This window comes from Xanthomonas rydalmerensis (genome assembly GCF_033170385.1).
Lineage (GTDB): Bacteria > Pseudomonadota > Gammaproteobacteria > Xanthomonadales > Xanthomonadaceae > Xanthomonas_A > Xanthomonas_A rydalmerensis.
In genome coordinates, this window is record NZ_CP126170.1 from 1,299,694 (window position 1) to 1,321,972 (window position 22,279).

The following is a 22,279-nucleotide window of genomic DNA, read 5'->3' on the forward strand; positions in this document are numbered from 1 at the left end:
GAGATGACCAGTGCATCAGGGCCTGATGGTTTGCTTCGGCAGCTTATTGATGAGCTGGATTACACGCATCGGCCTGAGGTGCTTTCAAGTCACGAATTTTGGAAAAATTTCGGTCTTTCTAACTTTTCCACCGCGAAGTCGGGTGAGCAGCGACACTTCACGCAGCAGGCGGCCTTGCTGATGCATCGCCTAACGGCTCAGCTGCATGTGGAGCCTGGTCCCCTTGGACACCAGATTGATGAGAATAGTCTGGGGCTGATGCTTCGCCAAGCAGTCACCGAACTCCACGCAACGCAGGCCTTTGTCACCGATAAACCACTTCTCTTGCTGCGCGAAGAGCTTCTACGGCAGCTCAATGATCGCACTCAATCTAAGCGCCACTACCTTCCTGCCTGGACACTGGGTGTTGAGTCACTTGGAGAGTGGTCCATCGGACCGGTCTCTTTTATGACTTGGGATCGATGGCTTGAAGGCGTTGAATTCGCAGACTGGGCTAAGGAGCACTTCCCCGGCAACGCGGTGGATAACGCGCAGTGGAAGAGTCTTGTTCGCGCGGTGCTTGACGGAAAAGCCGATGAGCCTAAGGAGGGATTGGCCCGAATGGTCCTTCCCGTTATTCGCTCCTCACCCGCCGTGCTAGCAGTCACGATTAGTGGCTTGGACACAGAATTTTCGCGCCAGCGCGCAGAGATCGCCTGCAAAACGGCGCTGGATGCGTCTTCTTTGCTGATCGGGCAACAAGGTGCGTTCTACCAACAAGCGCTTCAATCCGAACGGCTACCACCAACAGAAATTCAAGACATCATTGAAACCGATGGCTTCCTTTGGTCGCCCCGTCGCATAGCCAGCCAGCGCTTGACTAAGCTCCCTCCTGAGGAAATTAAATCTCACTTTGAGCGGGTAAAAGGGGAGTTGGATGCAATCTCTATGGTTCTGGACTGTCTAGTTGACCCCAGCAAACATCCTCATCCACAGTTGGCCAGTCGTTGGGCGACAGCCTTGGACTGGTATGCAGAAGCGCAGCGGGAGCTAAGCGACGCTATTGCGGTTGCCAAGCTTGGAACATCGCTAGATGTGCTAGCTTGTGGCGGAAAGTTCGGTGGCATCTTAGGTGTCGTTATACATATGACCAGGCGTCAAGAACACGCCTTGGTGACGAAGGGGGCTGTTCAACTTACCCTCAGAGCTTTGGTTAAGCGTATTTATGACGAGTGTCGATCGAAAATCCTGCACGGCAATCACCACGATCGCATGATGGAGTTCCAGCGCGACCGCCACCTTGCCACGCAACTAGCCGCGGAGGTGCTTAGGGAAGCGTTGATCAGACTTCATTACTATCAGGGCAGTGATGCTGACCCCAAAGCATTTAGGGATATGCCTCCCTTGGAAAATTAGTAACTGTGGCCCTAGCAATCAGCTGTGAAAAATCTGAGTTGTAATAGTAGAGCGTGATAAAGGGGTCTGGTTCTTTAGCCCCGAGGAGGCCATGCGGGCGGGGAGGGTGGCAGCTGGCAAAGCGCTGACGACTTGTGCGTCCAGTTAATAGGAGACGACTAGGCTGATTTGGAGGCGATCCTGACTCATTGAATACAGTGCAAAGCGGATTGCAAGGGCTTTGCTGTCAGGCCTAACGGAATTTCGCGTCCAGGTATTGGAATATGGTTCGAGCAGCATTGATCGTTAGCGTCGCCTCGTCCTTGTCTAGAAGCTCTTCGTTGGCGTGCGCCAAGCTCCCGTGATTGCGCGCAGGATTGAGACAATCCATGACATTGCTCAACGAGGACAGCATTTTACTCATGGCCTCGGATTGGCTCCCCATATCACGCAACCCCGGATGGCCCGATCGGAGTTGCTTGAACAAGTGGGTAATCGTCGCGTTTGGTGGGGCTTCGATCCCATGAGCCTGGCAAACCGCTTTCAAGTAAGCATGAATTGCGGTATGGATCCGATCTACTGCATGAGTTGGTCCTGCGCCTTGGATGAGTCGATCGGTATCGGCTAACGCGCGCTTCAAGACTTCGCTGGTGATCGCTGGGTTACTCGCTTGGACCGAAAGCGCGTCAGCACAGCGCTTGGTAAGTTCCATGAGTTGCCGGTATGCCTGTTGCGTCCGGAAGTGTTCGCTTCCAAGTGGATATTTCCGGGCGATACCGCGCAAGATGGCGCCTTGTTGATGTGCTTCAACGCCCGCCAGTATGGCAGTGAAGCGCTCACGGGTTGTGCTGCCGGTAAAAGCATCGGGATCCAAGTCGAGGTCACAAAAGCCGGGGTAAAACTCGCGGTGAGTCTTATAGGAAAAGTCGCCTAAGTAACCGCCCTCCACGCCGATGTATTGGTAGACAATCCAATGAATTTCACTGCTTCTCAACTCGCCCACAGCGACTCCTGGCTGGCTGGAACACGCGTCACTTTCGGCGCATTATAGACAGACGCTTTGGGACAGCGGAGGGCGGCCTTGCACGCCCGGCCATGTCCCGTCACAGGGGACGAGTCGATGGATCAGACGGCAGTAGCACAGGCAGATGAGCAGTCTTCACTTCGGGGAACCGGCGGCCTTAAAGACAAGATTGAAAAGGCCCGCTTGGAGCTTTTGGACCTGTCTACGCGCAATCGTCTGCTCCATACACCCAGAGGCGGGCGTGCAAAGACCATTGAGGTTGTCCATGAGCTTGCCAAGGCGATGTATCAGACCTTGGTCATCGATGGTAAGCGCTTCACTTTCGTGCCAGGAAAGCAAGACCCCAAGCAAGGCGGCGCGTTGCCTGACTTAGATGACGAAGATGCGGAAGTTTTCTTGGATGAGGCCCCGGAAGACCGGGAGTTGATGGCTCAGCCTGACTTCGAGTTGGATGAAAATGGGCGAGTCAAAGCGCATTGGGATGCGCATCTCACAACGCGTCTCACGCCAACGGGCCTCCAGAAGCGCCTGTTGGATCTTTACGTAGACGCACGCACGCTCCAAGAAGAGCAGGGCGTCAATGTTCTTTACTTGGCCGTTGGCTACTTGCGTTGGCGTGCTACTTCCACTCCTCAAACGGATCGCTTCGCGCCGTTGGTGCTCATCCCCGTTCAGTTAGAGCGCAGCACTGCGGGCGAGAAGTTCCACCTCAAATGGACCGGTGACGACATACAAGCCAATCTGTCGTTGCAGTTGTTCTTGCAGCGCGAGTTTGGGCTTCGCTTACCCAACATCGATGAGTTCGAAACGCTCGATATCGATGCCTACTTGGCGTCGGTTGAAGTGATGCTGGAAGGCAAGGACGCCTGGGGTGTGCTTCGCGATGACGCCATCCTAGGGCTGTTCTCGTTCGCCAAGTTCATGATGTATCGAGACCTAGACCCTCACGGTTGGGAGGCGCTTGGTGGGATGGAGGCCATCCCGACACTTCGCGGCGTCGTTCAGGACGGCTTCCCTGGCGCCAGCCTCACGGATGAGGCGAGCAATCTAGACAGCATCATTCCGCCTGAGAAGATGCGTCATGTGGTGGACTGCGATTCGTCGCAAGCCTTGGTGGTGCACGATGTGCTCCAAGGCAACAACATCCTGGTGCAAGGGCCGCCTGGAACGGGCAAATCTCAAACCATCGCGAACATCATCTCAGGTGCTGTGGCTGAGGGTAAGCGGGTGTTGTTCGTGGCCGAGAAGATGGCCGCGCTCGAAGTCGTGAAACGGCGCTTGGATCATGTCGGTGTGGGGGTGGCCTGTTTGGAACTTCACAGCAACAAAGCCAACAAGCGCTCATTACTGGAAGAACTTCGCCACACGCTGAACTTGGGCGAGCCCAAGCGAAGCAGTGCTGCGCCTATCATCGAGCAGCTTACCGAACGACGTGACACGCTCAATGCCCATGTGGCGCGGCTCCACGAAGCTCACCAGCCGTCTGGACTGACGCCTTACCAAGTCTTCGGACACATGGTGCGCCTGCGTCGCTTGGGCTACACGACCCAAAGCCTGCCTCTCGAAGTGCCGACCTCTTGGGCGTCTCATCAAAAGGATGAGCGGGAATCACTCCTGCGTGAGCTGATCGAGCGAATTGAAGAAATTGGCGTTCCAGATGAGCACGCTTGGAGCGGCGTTCAGAACGACGGTCTCTTGCCGAGTGAACGCGACCGGTTGCTCATTTTGGTCGCAGGATTGTCCCAGCGGCTGGGGGACTGGGAAGCGTCAAGCACTTCGCTCCATCACACACTGGACCTTGCCCCTCCCGCGCGCTTTGATGATGCGGGCTTTGCGGTCCAGCGCGTGAAAGCGCTCCTCGAAGCGCCGAAGCTTGGCTCCAACGCGCTCCAAAGCGAGGTTTGGGACGAGCCTGGTCGTGCTTCGACAGTCATCGACGCGCTGGAAAGCGTTCAGAAGGCCAGGGCGGCGGTCGAAGCCAAGATCAAAGTGGACGCGTTGGTGCAGGACTGGGACGCCACTAAGGCGACCTTGGGCGTCTTGCCAAGCATCTTCGTTTTGGGGAAAGAGCTTGCAACGCTCGTTGGGGCGCACAGCGTGCTGGTTCGGCTTCTGCCAGACCTCACTCGCTTGACGCAGCTTCTAGCTGAGAGGTCAACGCTAACGCTGGATCTTGCCCTCCGCCTCGTTGCGATCGCTGAGCGGGCCACGAGCATTCCGGAACTCGATCGCGATGCGCTGGTGGCTCACATTTGGGACCGAGGGGTTGATGCGGTCGAAGAGATCGTCGTGGCCGTTGAAAGCGTCCAGCAGGCCAAAGCAAGCCTCTCAACGGTCTTCCGGGACAGCGCCTGGAACAAAGACCCTGCGGAACTTGAAGCGGCGCGCGGTCAGTTGGCCATGCGCGGCACGAGCCTGTTTCGCTTCCTGAGTGGAGATTGGCGTCGCGCCAATCAGACAATCCGCACACTGCTTTCTAACCCCAAGCTTTCAGCTTTGGAGATGCTTGGCTCTTTGGATGTGCTGCTCGATGCCAAAGCGGCACAGCGCAAAATCGCCGAGCACGACTCCCAAGGCCAAGAGGCATTTGGCTCGAATTGGCAGCGTGAGCGCTCCAACCCCTCGTTCCTGAGAGGCGTTGTGGCTTGGATGCGCACGCTCCGTCCCTTAGGGAGTGGGGTGCGCGAGCGCCTGGTTGATATCGGTGATCGGGTGCTGGCAACCGAGATTGCCAAGCGCGTGAAGCCAGTTCTGGAAGAACTCGGTCGCAATCTCTTGCCCGTGCACGAAGCATTGCTTGCAGCTGAGCGCAATCCTTGGGGCGAGGAGACCGTCTTAAAGCGTGTTGCGCTTTCTGATCTCACGGATAAATCGGCGCTTTGGCTGGCCGCATCTGAACAGGCAGCCTTCTTGCTCGGGGCAGAAGAGCTGACGGTAGAGCAGGCACTTGCTGTGGTAGGGGAGATCCAGCAGGCACAAGCGGCCACTGCTGCGTTTGAGGGTTTGGCCGATGATGGGGCGTCTGCGTTTGGCCCGTTTTGGCTAGCGCTCGACAGTAAGCCAAGCGAGCTTCGCCTAATCGTGTCTTGGATTGAGCAAAATCCCGAGCTTCGGCCTTTGGCCGCACGGATCAGTGAGCCTCAACCGCTGTTGGACCAAGCCGAACGTGCCTCGTCGGCTGCCGGCATCCTGGCAGGCGAAGTGATGGATCTTCTGGTTGGCTTGCAGTTTGAGGGCAACGCCGAGATCACGCGTGACCCAAGCCAAACGCCTTTGGCGACGCTCAAATCACAGCTGGCGAGCTGGCAAGCCGACCCGGAAGGGCTTAGGACTTGGGTGGCGTATCTGGCCATTGCCAATGAGGCCAAGCGCAAAGGCCTTGGCACGGTGGTCGATGCGCTTACCGAAGGGGACTTGGCAGTTGCCGATGCTCTGGGCGTGTTTGAACTGTCTTACTACGAAGCGGTGCTTCAAGCACTGGTGCAACGCGATCGGGCGCTGGCAAGCTTTGACGGGCAGCGTCAATCGCAAGTGGTGGCAAGCTTTGCAAGCCTCGATCAAGAGCGCATGCAGCTTGCCCGCTACGAGGTCGTCAAGGCGCACCACAGCAAGATCCCGAGGCAAGGTGGAGCAACGGGACCGACCGCTGTTTTGATTGGCGAGATGGCGAGGAAGAAGGGGCATCTGCCGATCCGGCAACTGATGCAACGGTGCGCCCCGGCCATCCAGGCGCTTAAACCCGTCTTCATGATGAGTCCGCTGTCGGTGGCGCAGTTCTTGCCGGCGGGTGCGTTGGACTTTGACATGCTGGTCATTGACGAGGCGAGCCAGGTGCAGCCGATCGATGCGCTCGGTGCGATCGCGCGCGCCAAGCAGTTGGTCATTGTCGGTGACGAGCGGCAGCTTCCGCCCACGCGCTTCTTCTCCAAGGCGCTTGGCGATGGGGGTGATCGGGAGGACGACGAGGGTGGGGCACAGGCGTCGGATGTGGAGAGCATCTTGGGCCTTTGCCGCGCAAGAGGCTTGCCTGAGCGCATGCTGCGTTGGCACTACCGGAGCCGCCATCAGTCGCTCATTGCCGTTTCCAATCAGCAGTTTTACGAAGGCAAGCTCTTCATCGTCCCCAGTCCCTATACCAGCGAAGCCGGTGTGGGCTTGCGACTGCACCATTTGCCAGAAGCCATCTACGACCGGGGCAACACACGCACCAATCCCAAGGAGGCCAAGGCCGTAGCACTCGCGGTGCTTTCCCATGCGCAGAACACGCCTCAACTAACGCTGGGCGTAGCGACCTTCTCGACAGCGCAGCGCCGTGCCATTCTTGATGAATTAGAGCTCCTGCGCCGCCAGCACCCTGAAACGGAAGGGTTCTTCGCCGATCATCCAGCAGAGCCTTTCTTCGTCAAGAGTTTGGAAAACATCCAGGGCGACGAGCGCGATGTCATCTTCATCTCGGTCGGCTACGGGCGCGATGCTCAGCGCCACATGACGATGAATTTCGGTCCCGTGAGCAGTGAAGGTGGCGAGCGTCGCTTGAACGTGCTGATCAGCCGGGCCAAGTCGCGCTGCGAAATATTCACCTCGATCACTGACGAAGACGTCGATACCGATCGCGCCAAGGGCAAGGGCACTTTCGCCTTAAAGCTCTTCTTGAATTACGCTAGGACTGGTCGGCTCACCCTTACCACTGAGGCACGTGACGCCAAGCAAAGTGTGTTTGAGCAAGAGGTCGCCCAAGCGCTTCGCGAGCGAGGCTATGATCTCCACACAGATGTGGGCTTGGCAGGCTTCTTCGTCGATATCGCGATTGCCAATCCGGACGAACCTGGACGCTACATCTTAGGGATTGAGTGCGACGGGCAGTCGTATCGAGATGCAAAAAGTGCCCGTGATCGGGACCGTTTGCGCGAGAGCGTGTTGCGTGACAAAGGCTGGCAGGTTTGCCGCATTTGGAGTTCAGACTGGTTCCATCGGCCTGAGGCGGAGCTTGAAAAGCTTGTTGCCGCTATTGAACACGCGAAGTCAGAGTCAGGCGCCTTCGAGTCCAAGGCTAAGGCTTCGCATCGTGCGGTGCCAGTCGAGATCCTCACCGTTGATCGCGGTGAAGTGGCCGAGATGGGGCTCATTGAAGCTCAAATTCCTCCGGACACGGAGCCCTACATTGAGGCGTCCTTCGCTGTGCCGAGCAAGCAGTTCGAGTTGCACCTGGCACCACTAGGTCTGCTAGCGACGATCGTTAACAAGATTGTCGAAGTAGAGAGCCCGATCCATCGAAGCGAAGTCATGAGCCGTGCCCGAACGCTTTGGGGGTTGCAGCGTGCAGGCTCGCGCATCCAGCAGGCGGTTGAAGAAGCGATTGGATCATTGGTATCTCTGGGTGGTGTGCAGATCGTGGACAAAGACTTCTTGGTCATTCCGGGGAAAGAGGTCCGCGTGCGGGACCGCTCGATGGTCGAGTCGTTGACGCTACGCCGCCCAGAATTTCTGCCGCCCTCCGAAATCGATGTCGCTTTGATTAGGATCGTGAAGGACAATCTTGGCGCCAAGGCTGAGGAACTGGTGACAATGGCCTCGCGGCAGCTTGGCTACAAGAGCACGAGCCAGCAACTTCGTCGGGTCATTCTGGATCGCTGCGAAACTCTAATAAAGGACGAACGGTTGACCTTGAGAGGAGACCTCTTAACAAACACCTGATCTTGCTGGGCAGCAGAGATAAAAGGTTCAGACAAGGCAGTATCGTCTGGCGCGACCTATCAAGGAATCGCTCCGCAATATCCTGGGCGCTCCGCAATTGCGCGTCGGGGTTGTCTTGGCGCCACTGCGCTTACGCACGTAGACCGCGGTCGTCGTGACCGACTTGTGTCCCCCATTGCGCCTGAGCTTGGCGGCTGTCGCCGACTGTACCGGCCTTTGCGCATTGCCTGCGGTTCTGCCCCTGCTTCTTTCGACAGCGTCGCGCGCGCTGCACTCGACAACGCTAAACGCGAAGCCCGAGCGTGTGATGGGTCTCGTTGAGGCGATGTAGGGTGAAGTCGTCTGCTTCGATCGCGATTTCATTTACGCAGCACGGCTCCTGCTTGATGCGCCAGTAGCGCGCCAGCGGCAGCCCGAGGCATTGCAGGAGGATGATCCGATTGATGCTGTCGTGACCAACCATGACGACGGTCTGGTCGCTGTGATCATGCAGGATCGTGTGCAGCACCTTCATTGCGCGAACCAGCACGTCCGCCAGCGTTTCGCCTCCTGGAATCACGGCGAGATCCGGCGTCGCAAACCAGGCCCGTGCGAGATCGGGCCAGCGCGCAGCCACCTCTTCGTGCGTCAGCCCCTGCCATTGGCCGTAGTCGATGTCGGACAGGTCGTCCAGGATCTTGGCCGGCACACCGGTTGCCTGCGCGATCGCATCGCCGGTTCGGATGCACCGCGACAGTGGGCTGGTGTAGATCGCGTCCGGTGTCCAGCTTTGTGCTACACGCGTTGCCAAGGCCGCGGCCTGCAGTTCGCCGAGCTTCGATAGCGACAGTTCCGCACGCCCGCGGAACCGCTCGGGCGCAATCCAGTCGACGTGCCCATGGCGGGCGAGGATCAGGGTGGTCATGACGCCTTTCTCTCATTGTCTTGTCTAACCAACGCTGAGCGGTGAGATGGCGTGGTTTCGCCGATGCATGTGGCCCGGTTGCATGCATGTCACGACACTCCGCGGCGCGGTTGCCGCAGATCTCCGGCAACTCCCACGTCATCGACCAAATTGGGGTTGGCCGATGCCTGAGCGCTTGCTCGTTGCCGATCTTTCCATCGCAGTCCAATACCGCCGTGCCGCTTCCTCACCCATGCATCGTCGGCCCTGGCGGCCGGCACGGCACTGCCAGTCTTGCCGTGCGTCATCCGCAGTGCGATGGCGGTGCCGCCGGCACTCGGATCCCCACGCCCTGCAGGACGTGCAGCACGTGGCGATCCCGATGCGGCAGAGCCGTTCCTTTTCCAGGAAATTCGACGCTCCTTCATCAATGGCAACGCCGTCCGTTGGTCGAACGGCGTCGTTCGCGTCCGGATCCGTTTCAGGGCATGCGCGGCGTCCGGCGCGCGCACGCCTGTGCGCACCTCCGACTCAGCGCGCCGTTGCGCGTCGCGTGGTGTCCACCGACGGCGCCGGAAGCGGGACGTCCTGCGGCGAGGTCAGTGCGCCGGTGTCGGTGTCGTAGCGGTAGATCTCTTCGATGTCGCCGGTATGCACGGTGACCGTGCCGGTGGTCAGATCGTCGCGCACGGTGAGCGGGATCGGGGTCAGACCCGGGCAGGCGATGCGCGCACCGGTGTCGAAGCCACCATCGCCGAGCGGTTGGATCAGGCACGGCGCCTGGCCCGGGCGACCCAGTTGCAACCAGCCCTCGGCGGTGATGGTGTGCGCATACAGCGGCCGTCCATCCGGTGCGATGGTGGTGGCGGTTTCGCCTTTGCCGTAATCGCGCGGCGGGCGTTCGATGCCCTTGATGCCCATGCGGTTGTTGACCAGCAGGCCGTGGTCGTCCAGGTAGAGATGGCCGATCTGGGTGCCGGTGTCCTGTGGCCAGCGCAGGTGCATGTGGATATGCGGCGGGTCGTCCCGATGCCCGTGCGGATCGTTGGTGTCGAAGCCCATGATCTGGATCGTGCCGAGGCCTTCTCGCACGGCTTGCTCGCCCAACCCCAGGCGCCGCACCACCTCACGTTGCGCGAACTCCAGAGTGTCCGCGGCGCGGCGCTGGCGAACAGGGAAGGCGCCGCTGCGGTAGGCACCGGCACGGCGTGCGGGGTCGGCATGTTCGAGTCGCAGCACCATGCCCGGCTCGACGATGTGCATCGAGTATTCGGCCGCGGTGATCGCGTCGCGGTCCAGAGGTGCCAGTTGCACCACCCAGCGGCCTTGCGCGTAATGGAACGGCACGTCACCGTCCTCCACCCGCACACGTTCGATCGCGTCGGGGTCGCCGGAGAACGTCAGTTCCAGCGTGCGCATCCGCGGAACCCGGAGGGCGACCACCGTTTCCTTGGCGTTGTCGGCGTTGTAGCCGTCGATGTGGATCGGCGTGCAGGGACGGCATGACGTTGCGTCGAAGGCGATCTTTGCAGATGCATGCCCGTCGGCCTTGACCAGCTTCAGTACGACGGCGACATCGTCCGCGTTCGCTGCGTGCGCGGACCCCAGCGCCAGTCCGGCGCACACTGCGGCGACGAGCGGGCAACGCCAGAGGCGTTGCGGCCGACTGTCGCGGCGATGGCCCTGCAGCTGCATCGGTCGCATCACTTGCTGCCTCCATTGGGATGCCAACTGAAGCTCAGCCAGAGCGTCGAGCCGACCGGGAAGTAGTTGTTGACCAGCGCCTGCCCCGGTCCCTGGCGCACGACAAAGGGCGCGCGGGTGATGTTCTGCGCCTGCAGCATCACGTCCCAGGCCGGGTTGATCGCGTAGCTGAGTTGCAGGTCGAGCTGGCTGCGCGGCTGGGCGTAGAGATCGCGCTCCGGCGTGTCGCTGCTCACCAACTGCAAGGCTTCGCCGATGCGGTTCCAGGAGGCGCGCGCCTCGAAGCCGCCGCGCCGGTAGAACAACGTGGCATTGGCGATGTAGTCCGGTTGCTGCACCAGCCCGCTGCTGCGCCGGCTGGCGGGAGCGCCGGCCGCGACTGCTGCCGAACTGGCGGGAATGTCGAAGCTGCCGTCGAGCAGGGTCAGGTTGCTGCTCACGCCCAGTCCGCGCAGGGCGTCCGGCAGAAAGGCGAGTTCGCCGGAGACGTAGTTCAGTTCGAGACCGCGCACCTTGCCGCGACCGGAATTCAGCGGCGTGCTCTCGCTGACATCGTCGTACACCACGCCGTTGTAGGCCGTCGGGCCCAGGTTGCGCACCGCGGTGAAGATCTCGTTGCGGATCCGCTTCTGGAACACCGCCGCCGAGAACAGTCCGCCATCGTCCATGAACCACTCGTAGGAGAGATCAAGGTTGACGGACTGGCGCGGCTCGAGCGCGGGATTGCCGCGGCTGATCGCCAGGCCGCCACTGCTGGTGACGGCGAACGAGGTGGTGGCCGCGTATTGGGCGTAGTCGGGACGACCGATGGTCTTGCTGACGGCGGCAGTCAGGCGCGCGTCGTCGTCGATCTTCCAGGTCGCCAGTGCCGAAGGCAGCAGGTACGCATAGCCGCCCTTGCGCAGCGCTGGCGCATACGCGGAAGGCGCCGCCGGGTTGGGGACCTGCCAGGTGGTGACGTCCACCTTGGTGTCGTCGTAGCGCACGCCGGCGAGGGCGTAGAAGCGCTCCGAGCGGAACACGCCTTCGGCATACACGCCGGTCACCGCTTCCTTGTCGTCGAAGTCGCTGGTGTAGTTGTCGGCGACCCGATTGGATTGGGCCAGCCACTCGGGGTGGTTGGCGATCAGCGCCGTGCCCTTGGCCGGGTCGACGACGTAGAACGGCACGCCACCGATGAAGTCGCTGGGCCAGGTGGTGGGATAGGTGTAGCCGGGAAGGCCGCCGATCGCCGTCTGCGCCGCGGCGTTCCTGGCGAACCATTCCTGGTAGGACTGGTCGTTGCCGACCTTGCTGTCGGTGTACGAGGCGCCGGCGCGCGCGCCGAAGCCCTGGTCTTCGGGGTCGGCGTTGAGCGCCACGTTGGCGGCGACGTAGCGGACGGTCGATGCCGAATCCCGGGTGATGTTGCGCAGGTACAGCAGATCGTAGGACGACGGGTCGGTGGCGCGGCGCGGGTCGGGGAAGGTGGCCAGCACCTTGCCGCCGTCGAGGGCGTAGTCGAACCGGTAGTCGGTGGCGTTCAGCGTCGTGGTGGAACCGGGGCGCACGTCCGACGCCCACTTGTACATGTCCCGCTGCAGTGCGCTGGTGGCGCGCGACCACGACGCGGTGGCGTCCCAACTCACGTCGTCGGTGGGGCGGAAGGCGCCCTTGAGGGTGACGATGTCGGTGTCGCGGGTCTGCGGCTGCCAGACGATGCCTTGCTGGAACTGCGCGGCGCCGTAGCTGCCGTGCTGCGCATCCACGTAGCGCGGCGGGGTGCTGGGGATGGCCAGTTGCTCTGCGCGCAGTTCCGCATCGACGGCCTGGTAATGGCCGCCGAACAGCGAGATCTCCCCGCCATTGGCGAACAGGTACTCCAGCTTGGCGTTGACGCCCTTGCGGCTGCGCGCATCGTCGAACCAGTAGCCCTGCGGGCGCACCGGGTACAGCACGCCGTCGCGCGACAGGTTGGCGAAGGGCGTCGCCGTCCCCGAGGGGGTGTAGTACACCCAGCCGGCACCGGCGCTGTCGCCCGGCAACTGGCTGTGCGAGGTCGACCAGAGCTTCTGCCAGTCCAGCGAGACCACCACGCCCCACTGGCCGCGCTCGCCGAACACCTTCGACGCGGTGGCGTTGGCCTTCTGCAGCGGACGATCGTCCTGCACAAAGGCACCGGCACTGGAGCTGTGGCCCAGCCCCGCATTGACCACGACGAAGCCGTCGGGTTTGTCGAAGGCGCTGCGGGTGACCAGGTTCACCTGGCCGCCGAGGCCGTGCGGGTCGTACTGCGGGGTCAGGGTTTTGATCGCCTCGATGCGCGAGACCATCGGCGAGGGCAACTGGTCCAGGCGCGCGCCGCGCACGTCGATCTCGCTGCTGGCCATCGGCACGCCGTCGATGGTGATGAGGTTGTACTTCGGGTCCAGGCCACGAATGGTCACCCGTTCGTACAGGTCGCGGTTGCGGGTCGGGTCCATGCCGGCGACGGTGGACAGGCCGACGATGCGCCGCGCCGATTCGACGATGCTCAGGTCGGGGAGGCTGCCGATGTCGTCGTCGCTCACGGCGTCCAGCACCACCTGGCTCTCGCGTTTGGCGTCGACCGCGGCGGTGGCGGCAGCGCGAAAGCCGGTGACCTGAATCTGGTCCAGATCGACGGTCGCGGGCGCACCCGTTTGAGCGGCAGCGGCGTCTGCCGTGGTGGCGACAGGTGGGAGCGGCGCGGCATGGCCCTGGCTCGCCGCGGCGAGCGCGGGGAGCAGGGCGGAGGCGAGGCGGCTGAGGCGAAGGTGAAACGCGGCGTGGCGTTGAGGCATGACCGGGATCAAAGATGGATGGTTGCTAAATATATTACGAACAGTATGAAATTAATTTGACAAGACCAGCCGGGTAGCGGAGCATGCCGCCGCTCCGGAACGAGGCATGGCGAGGCGCGGCAGGATGATCAAGAAGACGCTCACGCCCCGGGCGAGGCTGGTGCTGGGTCTGGTCCGGCGACACGGTGCGGTCTCACGCGCCGCGCTGATCCGCGATACCGGACTCTCGGGGACGGCGGTGTTCCGTAGCACCGACGAGCTGGAGAAGGCGGGATTGATCCGGGTCGGCGAGACGATCGCCGAAGGCCGTGGCCAGCCCAGCGCCATGATCCATCTGCAGCCCGATGCCGCGTTCAGCCTGGGACTGTCGGTGATGGCGGATCGCGCCGAGGCGGTGCTGGTGGATCTGTCAGGCCGGATCCGTGCGCGCGCCGACGTCGCCACGCTGGGATTGAGACGCGCAGACGTCTTGGCGCGCTGCCACGCCCTCGCCGTGGAGGCGTTGGGCGGGCGCGCCGCAATGGCGCCGCGGCTGATCGGCGTTGGCGTGGCCATCGCTGGTTACTTCGTCGATGACGGCACGGTCAACCCCAGCCCGGAGCTGGAGGACTGGGCGCTGGTCGACTTCGGTCCGGAGATCGCGCAACGCTTCGGCGTGCCGGTCAAGATCGAGAATGTCGCCAACGCCGCGGCCATGGGCGAATACCTGCTCGGCACCGGGGCGACGCACGCCAGCTTCTGCTACCTCAATTTCGCGATGGGTTTCGGCGGCGGCATCGTCATCGACGGCCGGCTCATGCGTGGCCGCTTCGGCAATGCCGGCGAACTGGCAGGCACGCTCAACGCGGCCGACCTGCCGGTGCCGCATCTGGCAGGACTGCTGCACGCGGTGAACCTGCATGATGGCCATGCCTTCGCATCGCTGAAGGACATGCTGGAGGCGTTCGATCCGCAGTGGCAGGGTGTGGACGCGTGGCTGCAGGCGCATACCCGCAGTTTCCAGTTCCTGTTCTCGGCGTTGCGCTACACGCTGGATGTGGATGCGATCGTGCTCGGGGGGCTGCTGCCGGCGGCATTGGCCGAGCGCGTCATCGCCGCGGTGCACTGGCACGAGCAGACCGTCGCGCCACGCCGCCTGCGCCCGCTGCCCGCGCCGCGCCTATGCGTTGCCCAACTGCCGCCGGAGACGACCGCGCCGGTCGGCGCGGCAGCGTTGCTGTTCGGCGATCTTTTGTCCGCTTAGCCGGGGCATCAGCGCCGCCACCGCGCTCAATAGTCCGACCGCCAGTGGGATCGCCTGCACCAGCAGCGACGCAGGCGAGCCTGCAACGGCGAGCGCGGTGCGGTAATCGGACTGCTGCAGCATCAGGGCGATGGCGAAGGTACCTGCCGCCTGGGCGATCTTCGACGCGCACGTGAGCATGCCGTAGTCGCGGGTGGCGGTGCGTTGGCTGGCCGTGGCCGCCACGCACAGCCACAAGGCCGTGCCGATGCCGCTGAAGCCGATCCCCGACAGGAGCCCGGCGGCGTAGGTGGCGTAGGCCCCGCGCTCGCCGACCTGATGCAGCAGCGTGCCGGCGCCGAGCAGCGCCGCGCTCGAGACCAGGAAGATGCCGCGGTGGCTGCATTGGCCCAACATGCACCGCCACAGCGGCTGCACCAACAGCACGCCCAGCGCGACCGCCAGCGACAGGTTCGATTCTTTCCCCGGCGCGTGCGCATAGGCGGAGACATACGGCTCCAGCTTGCGAAAGCCGGACACCAGGAAGCCGACGAGCACGGTCAGTAAGATGATCGACGAAAGCCGCAATGGCGGTGCGGCGCGCCAACCCGCATGCATGCCGGCTGGCGGTTCGCCAATCGTGTTCCTGCACCATGCCAGCGGCACTGCGCAGCTCACCGTGATCAGCGCGATCGCCGCGCCGGCGCCGGCGAATTCGATGCCGCTGCGCGCCGACAAGCGCAGCAGCAGCGGTGCGACGCACAGGCATACCGCCAGGTGCGCCAACGCAGAGAAGAACGTCCGTCGCACGGTGACGTGCTGGCGCTCGTGCAGCGTCGCCGACCCCAGTACGATCAAGGCGTTCTGGGCGACGTCCACCAGCGGATAGACGCAGCGAAAGCCGATCAGGGTCGCCAATGCCCAGGCCGGCCGTGCCCACTCGGCTACCAGCGAGGACGCGCAGAACAGCAAGAAGAACAGGGCGGCGATCGCGGCGCCGATCGCCTGGAAACGCGCGGCATCCGTTGCCGACGCGATGCGTGTGCGCTGCCAGCGGCCCAGCAGCAGGTCCAACACTCCGTTCAGGGCGAGCGTGGAAGCCAGCAACGCGCCGGCAGTGGCTGGCGGCAGGTGGCAGGTTTCGGTCAGGAAAAACGTGAACAGCACGACGCTGGCATGCCACATGAGGCATTTGCCGAAATGCGCACCCAGATAGATCGGACCCAGCACCTGCATCCGCGTTCGCTCCCCCGGTCTGCCGCGGCTGCGCGCAGGCCGACGGCATTCTTGCATCGAACGATGACATTCGCAGTGCGGCGATGTCGCCTAGGGACGGTGCACGGGAACGGCTTGCGGCGTCGCCAGATCCGTGGAGCTGGGGGGCAAGCGCAGGCCGGATCGACGCGGCTGTCAAACCCGCTTCATCCGCCGCCGCTAGGCTGGCCGACGCCTGAGCATCTGCTCGTTGCCGGTCCTGCTTGCCGTGGTCGAACACAGTCGTCGTCGTTTTCTCGCCCGCGCGTCCCTGGCCCTGGGAGCCGGCGCGGCCATGCCGCTGTTGCCAGGCGTCATCCGCAGCGCGCTGGCGGTGCCGCCGGCGCGGGTCACCGGCACGCTGCAGGACGTTCAGCACGTGGTGATCCTGATGCAGGAGAACCGTTCCTTCGATCACTACTTCGGCTGCCTGCGCGGGGTGCGCGGCTATGGCGATCCGCGGCCGCTGCGGCTGCCCAGCGGCAAGCCGGTCTGGTACCAGCCCGAGGGCAAGGGCAGCGATCGCTATGTGTTGCCGTTCCGGCTCAATAGCCAGACCAGCAGCGCGCAGTGGATGAAGGATCTCAATCACGACTGGAAGGGCTCGCACGAGACCTGGAAGCACCACGACGCCTGGATCGCGCAGAAGAGCGCGATGAGCATGGGCCACTTCCAGCGCGAGGACCTGCCGTTCTATTACGCGCTGGCCGATGCCTTCACCCTCTGCGACGGCTACCACGCCTCGCTGTTCGGCCCGACCAATCCCAACCGCATGTACATGTTCACCGGCACCAGCGGGCTGAGCGTCGGCAATGACGGCGAGCAGGCGGTAAATAACCGCGACGACGGCAACTGGACCGCGGACATGGCGCGCGACAATCCGCGCTTCCCCGGTTACACCTGGAGCACCTACTCCGAGCGCCTGCAGCAGGCCGGCATCAGCTGGCAGGTGTATCAGGAGTTCGATAACTACGGCGACAACAGCCATCCGTACTTCGCCAACTTCCGCAAGCTGGACCGCGCATCGCCGCTGTATCGTCGTGGCCGTGCCATCGTGCCCGGGTCCACTGCCGAGAACGCCAAGGCCTCGCGCGGCGAACATCTGGTGGCGGCGTTCGCGCGCGACGTGCGTGCCGGCACGCTGCCGCAGGTGTCGTGGATCGTCGCCCCGTACTTGCTCAGCGAGCATCCCGAGGCGACGCCGGCCTATGGCGAATCCTTGAGCGCGCGTCTGCTCGAGGTGCTGGCCGCCTCGCCGGAGGTCTGGTCGAAGACCGTGTTCCTGATCAACTACGACGAGAACGACGGCTTCTTCGACCACGTGCCGCCGGCGTTGCCGGCGATCCGGCCGGAACTGGGCGCCAGCAACGTGGACCTGCATGGCGAGGACTATCATGGCGTGCCGGTCGGCCTGGGGCCGCGGGTACCGATGCTGGTGGTGTCGCCGTGGAGCCGCGGCGGCTGGGTGAACTCGCAGGTGTTCGACCACACCTCGGTGCTGCGTTTCCTCGAATGCCGTTTCGGGGTGATGGAGCCGAACATCAATCCCTGGCGCCGCACCGTCGCCGGCGATCTGACCTCCACGCTGGATTTCGTCGGCCACGATCCGGCGCCGGTGGCGTTGCCGGATACCCGCGACTACATCGCCCGCATCGACGCCACCGCGACCCTGCCGCCGCCACAGCGCCCTGCACAGCAGGCGCTGCCGGTGCAGGAACCCGGCCAGCGTCCGGCGCGCGCGCTGCCCTACGACTTCGACGTGCGGCTGCAGGTGCAGGGAGATGCGCGGGTGTTGCGCATGCGCAACCGCGGCGCCGCCGGCGTGGCGCTCAATGCCTATGCCGACGATGGCGTGGCCGGACCCTGGTTCTACACACTGGCCGCCGGCAGCGAACTGCAGGATGCGCGCGCGTGGCGCGGCGATGCCGCCGACGCCGGCTATGCGCTGCGCGTGCACGGGCCCAACGGGTTCCTGCGCGAGTTCCATGGCGACGGGATCGGCGATGCCGGACTGCTGGCCGAGGCCGACTACGATGCCGCCGCGCAATGCCTGCTGCTGACGCTGGGCAATGCCGGCACGCAGCCCTGCGCCCTGCGCGTCCGCGACGGGTACCGCGGCGATGGCGGCGAGCAGACGCTCACCCTGGCTGCCGGCGACCGCACCGTCGTGCGTCTGCCGTTGCAGGCGCAGCACCATTGGTACGACCTGACCATCGACAGTGCGACCCTGCCGCAATGGCGGCGGCGCCTGGCCGGACACATCGAGACCGGCCGCCCGAGCATGAGCGATCCGGCGATCGGCCGCACGGTCGACGCGTAGCGGCCGCGTCTTACCAGCGGGACACGATTTCTGGCTGTACACGGTCGCGGCTGAAGCCGCTCCTACAGGCCATGCGGCTGTCGTAGGAGCGGCTTCAGCCGCGACCGCTTCGACCGCATGCAATCCGGAAACGCCGCTCGTACTGCCGGGTCATCTACAGCACTCCACACGTTTGCCTGCCCCAGAACGCGAACGCCGCCGCTGCAAGCGCAGCGGCGGCGTAGGTGCCTTCCCTGGCGGTGTCGCGTCGGCTCAGAACTTGCCGCTGAAGGTGACGAAGAACTGGCGCGGCGCACCGGCCATCAGCGTCTGGTTGTAGCCGTTGGGGTCGGAGACCACGTAGCCGTTGGTACCGACGGTGGCGAAGTAGCGCTTGTCGAACAGGTTGGTGACGTTCGCGCTCAGCCCCAGGTTCTGGAACATGCCGACCTGGCCGAAGTCGTAGCCGGCGCTGAGGTCGAAGCGCCAGTAGCTGGGCACCGACGAGTCGTTGAGGTAGCTGATGTAGCGGCGGCCGGTGTACTTGCCGTCCAGCGAGGCGTGCCAGCCGGCGTTCTCGTAGGCCAGACTGCTGGAGAACATCCACTCGGGGATGCCGACCACGCGCTTGCCGGAGGTCGGCACCACGCCGGGATTTTGGGGATTGTTCTTGTAGCTGGAATCGGTGTAGTCGTCCTGGTAGGTCGAATCGTCGTAGGACAGCGAGTTCAGCCAGCGCAGCTGTTCGATCGGGCGCCAGATCACCGCCAGGTCGGCACCCTGGCTGCGTACCGAACCGACGTTGTTGAGCGAGGCCGGGCAGGTCTGGATCGCGCTGCACGGCGAGGTCACCAGCAGACGGTCGTCGAAGGTGGTGTGGTACAGCGCCAGCGACGCTTCCACGCCGCCGCCGCGCACGCGGTAGCCCAATTCGTAGGTCTGCGCGGTCTCCGGCTCCAGCGAGCCCTTGATCGCGTTGAACGAGGCCTGCGATTCCTGGAACGGGGTGAAGCCGAAGCCGGCCATGTTCTTGTTGTAGGAGGCGTAGACCTCCTGGTGATCGTCGATCTTGTAGTTCACGCCGACCTGCGGCAGCAGGTCCGAATCGGCCTTGATCTCGCCGGCGGCATTGGACGCGGACGGCACCTGCGACTGCGCGGTGGTGTCGACGATCAGCTTCTTGGCGCCGAAGTTCAGGGTCAGGCGCTCGTCGAGCAGGCGCAGCGTGTCCTGCGCGTAGACCATGGTGGTGTCGGTGTCGTAGTGCTGGGCGAAGCCGCGTGCGAACAGGGTGCCGTTCTTGTTGAAGTAGTACAGATCGGTGAACGGGCCATCGAGCAGGAAGTAGTTGCGTTCCTGCACGGTCTTGGCGTTCTGGTACCAGCCGCCGATCTCGATCTCGTTGCCGGCCACGGTGAAGTTCAGCGAGCCGGTGACGCCGTGGCGGTTGAGGCGGTAGTCGGTGGTGCGCATCGACAGCGGCACGCTGGCCGAAGACGCGGCGTACGGCGTGGTCCACTGGCCTTCGCCGTTGTTGTCGTGATAGTAGCCGGTCAGGTTCAGCGTGGCGCTGCCGCCGAGGTTGAACACGCCGCTGAGCGCGGCCAGGTTGTCGCGGCGCAGGCCGGCGCCGGAGTAGTAGGACACGTCGGCCTTGCCGTAGTCGGCGGGCAGGCCGTTGAGGCTGGCCGGGTAGCTGCCCTTGCCGTTGAGCGCGTTGGCGATCTGCACCGCGCTGTTCCAGTCCGGCATCAGGTAGTCCCAATCCCAGCCGAGGACCCGCTGCGAGGTCAACGACAGGTCCATGATGTCGTATTCCTTGCGGTGCGAACTGTCCAGGTACAGGCTGACCCGGTTGCCGTCGCCCCACTGGTACAGCGCCTTGGCATTGGCCTGGTTGTACTCGTTGTTGCCGTAGCCCTTCCACTTGTCCATTTCGCCGTGCACCAGCGAGGTGTACAGCGAGAAGCCGTGGATGTCGCCGGTGTCGCCGCGCAGGTAGGTGCGGCGGGTGCTGTCGGAGCCGAGGGTCTGGCTGAAGCGGATGCCGGCGTCGGCATCCGGATCGGCGGAGTAGTAACGCACGGTGCCGCCGAGGTTGCTGCTCGACGGCGTGCCCAGGCCGCCGGCGCCCTGCGCCAGTTCCACCGAGGCCACGTTCTCGGAAATGATCGCGCGGGTCACCTGCAGGCCGTCGGTGACGCCGTAGCTCATGTTGCCCAGCGGCACGCCGTCCAGGGTGAAGCCGAGCCGGCTCTGGTCGAAGCCGTGCAGGCTGATCGCAGTGGACCATTCGTAGGCGCCGAACGGATCGGCCGACTGGAACTGCACGCCCGGCAGCTTGTCCAGCACCTTCAGCGCGCTGGTGCCGGGGGCGGCGATTCCGATGTCCTCACGGGTGATGCGCTGCACCTGGCGGGTGGTGCCGCTGGACACGACGGTGATCGCGTCGAGCATCGTGGCATCGTTGCCGCTCGCGCTGGCCGCCGCATCGGCGGTTGCGGTGGCGGCGGCCGGCGCGGTCTCGGCCAGCGCGGCGAAGGCCGGCAGGGCGGACGCGACGGCGAGCACCAGCGCGTGCGGGCGCAAGGATCTGGAAGTGGGGGTCATCGAAAGTCACCAATCATGAGGGAGAGAGGCTCCGGACCTGCCGCGCTGGGCGCGGGCAGCCGGCACCGGGCCGGTACGCGGCCCGCCCGCCACGATGCAACGGTTTTGTGAACGTTTCGGGGCGGTCCGGTGTCGGCTGTGGGACAGCGCGCCGACCGCGGGTGACGGTGATCACCGCGCATCCTGGCCTTGCGGCGCAGTCGGCACCTGCGGCGACGCGCGGCATCGCAGCGCCAGCGGCGCGACGTATGATGCCGGGCCTGCCACCGCCGCTGCCTTCGATGAAGCTCGCCATCCTGTCCCGCAATACCAAGCTGTACTCGACCCGGCGCCTGGTCGAGGCCGGCCGCGAACGCGGGCACACGGTGCGCGTACTGGACCCGCTGCGCTGCTATATGCGCATCGCCGCCGGCGCCTTCACCATGCATTACAAGGGCAAGCCGATCACCGGCTACGACGCGGTGATCCCGCGGATCGGCAATTCGGTGACCCGCTACGGCACCGCGGTGCTGCGGCAGTTGGAGATGATGGGCGTCTGTACGCCAAACCCGTCCGATGCGATCCTGCGCGCCCGCGACAAGCTGCGCGCGCACCAATTGCTGGCGGCCAAGGGCATCGACATGCCGATGACCGTGTTCGGCGACAACCCGGACGACACCGGCGATCTGCTGTCCATGCTCGGCCCGCCGCCGCACGTGGTGAAGTTGAACGAAGGCACCCAGGGCACCGGGGTGATCCTGACCGAGAAGGCCAGCGCCTCGCGTGGCGTGGTCGAGGCGCTGCGCGGGCTGTATGCCAATTTCCTGGTGCAGGAGTTCATCGGCGAGGCCGAGGGCGCCGACCTGCGCTGCTTCGTGGTCGGCAACCAGGTGGTAGCGGCGATGCGCCGCACCGCGCCGGAGGGCGACTTCCGCTCCAACCTGCATCTCGGCGGTGCCGCCGAGCGGACCGTGGCCAGCCGCGGCGAGCAGGAGGTGGCGGTGCGCTCGGCCAAGGCGCTGGGCCTGGGCGTGGCCGGCGTCGACCTGATCCGCTCGCGGCGCGGGCCGCTGGTGCTGGAGGTCAACTCCACGCCGGGCCTGGAAGGCATCGAGACGGTCTGTGGGCTGGATATCGCCGGCAAGGTCATCGAGCACCTCGAGGCCTGCCTGAAGCGAAAGAAATCAGTGATTTAGCTGCGTTTCTGGCCGCGCGTTCTGGCTTAACGCTGGTTTAATTCGGCCCTGCGTAAGCTTCATCGGACCGCAGCTCTGCCCTCCTCAGCAGGAACGGTAATCGGGATAGAAAACCTTTCGGCCCAGGCAGCCCCGCTGCCTGGGTCTTTTTGTTGGGGATGCTGGAATGGGGCTGATGCGTGCGCGTGCTTGCGGCAATGTTTCGGCGAAAGCTACATTCGCGATGTAGTGCAGTGCTG

At 63.9% G+C, this 22,279-nt stretch carries 11 protein-coding genes; 5 read left to right on the forward strand and 6 right to left on the reverse strand.

Annotation, left to right across the window (positions count from 1 at the left end; genetic code table 11):
* Nucleotides 1-3: 3 nt before the first annotated feature.
* The gene (locus tag QN245_RS05470; protein WP_160967673.1) at nt 4-1,395 is read left to right on the forward strand and encodes a hypothetical protein; all 1,392 of its coding nucleotides are present in this window, start codon (nt 4-6) and stop codon (nt 1,393-1,395) included.
* A 232-nt stretch (nt 1,396-1,627) separates the two neighbouring features.
* On the opposite strand, the gene QN245_RS05475 is transcribed toward QN245_RS05470, so the two are convergent.
* On the reverse strand, nt 1,628-2,377 hold the full coding sequence (locus tag QN245_RS05475; protein ID WP_160967675.1) for an abortive infection family protein: 750 nt from the start codon (nt 2,375-2,377) through the stop codon (nt 1,628-1,630).
* A 117-nt stretch (nt 2,378-2,494) separates the two neighbouring features.
* Here QN245_RS05475 and QN245_RS05480 point away from each other — a divergent pair, with 117 nt between their 5' ends.
* Nucleotides 2,495-8,092: a DUF3320 domain-containing protein gene (locus QN245_RS05480; protein WP_317844755.1), complete on the forward strand. Its 5,598-nt coding sequence runs from the start codon at nt 2,495-2,497 to the stop codon at nt 8,090-8,092.
* Between the two features lie 283 nt (nt 8,093-8,375).
* Here QN245_RS05480 and QN245_RS05485 read toward each other — a convergent pair whose 3' ends face one another.
* The 3 genes from QN245_RS05485 to QN245_RS05495 form a co-directional block, all read right to left on the reverse strand.
* The gene (locus tag QN245_RS05485; protein WP_317844756.1) at nt 8,376-8,996 is read right to left on the reverse strand and encodes a histidine phosphatase family protein; all 621 of its coding nucleotides are present in this window, start codon (nt 8,994-8,996) and stop codon (nt 8,376-8,378) included.
* A 510-nt stretch (nt 8,997-9,506) separates the two neighbouring features.
* Nucleotides 9,507-10,682, reverse strand: coding sequence for a hypothetical protein (locus QN245_RS05490; RefSeq protein ID WP_317844757.1), 1,176 nt, complete (start codon nt 10,680-10,682; stop codon nt 9,507-9,509).
* On the reverse strand, nt 10,679-13,480 hold the full coding sequence (locus QN245_RS05495; protein ID WP_317844758.1) for a TonB-dependent receptor: 2,802 nt from the start codon (nt 13,478-13,480) through the stop codon (nt 10,679-10,681). The genes QN245_RS05490 and QN245_RS05495 overlap by 4 nt, the downstream gene beginning before the upstream one ends.
* 124 nt (nt 13,481-13,604) lie before the next feature.
* Here QN245_RS05495 and QN245_RS05500 point away from each other — a divergent pair, with 124 nt between their 5' ends.
* Nucleotides 13,605-14,723 (forward strand): ROK family transcriptional regulator, encoded by a 1,119-nt coding sequence (locus tag QN245_RS05500; RefSeq protein WP_160967685.1) that lies wholly within the window; start codon nt 13,605-13,607, stop codon nt 14,721-14,723.
* Here QN245_RS05500 and QN245_RS05505 read toward each other — a convergent pair.
* Nucleotides 14,640-15,869: an MFS transporter gene (locus QN245_RS05505; protein ID WP_317844759.1), complete on the reverse strand. Its 1,230-nt coding sequence runs from the start codon at nt 15,867-15,869 to the stop codon at nt 14,640-14,642. The genes QN245_RS05500 and QN245_RS05505 overlap by 84 nt on opposite strands.
* A gap of 316 nt (nt 15,870-16,185) precedes the next feature.
* Between QN245_RS05505 and QN245_RS05510 the strand changes: the two genes are divergently transcribed.
* Complete coding sequence (locus QN245_RS05510; RefSeq protein ID WP_425612944.1) at nt 16,186-18,276, forward strand: phosphocholine-specific phospholipase C; 2,091 nt, start codon at nt 16,186-16,188, stop codon at nt 18,274-18,276.
* A 252-nt stretch (nt 18,277-18,528) separates the two neighbouring features.
* Here the strand turns inward: QN245_RS05510 and QN245_RS05515 are convergent, their stop codons facing one another.
* A complete protein-coding gene (locus QN245_RS05515; protein WP_160967689.1) occupies nt 18,529-20,865 on the reverse strand; it encodes a TonB-dependent receptor family protein in 2,337 nt (778 codons plus the stop codon).
* A 281-nt stretch (nt 20,866-21,146) separates the two neighbouring features.
* On the opposite strand from QN245_RS05515, the gene rimK reads away from it, so the two are divergent.
* Nucleotides 21,147-22,040, forward strand: coding sequence for a 30S ribosomal protein S6--L-glutamate ligase (rimK, locus tag QN245_RS05520; protein WP_317844761.1), 894 nt, complete (start codon nt 21,147-21,149; stop codon nt 22,038-22,040).
* Nucleotides 22,041-22,279: the final 239 nt, after the last annotated feature.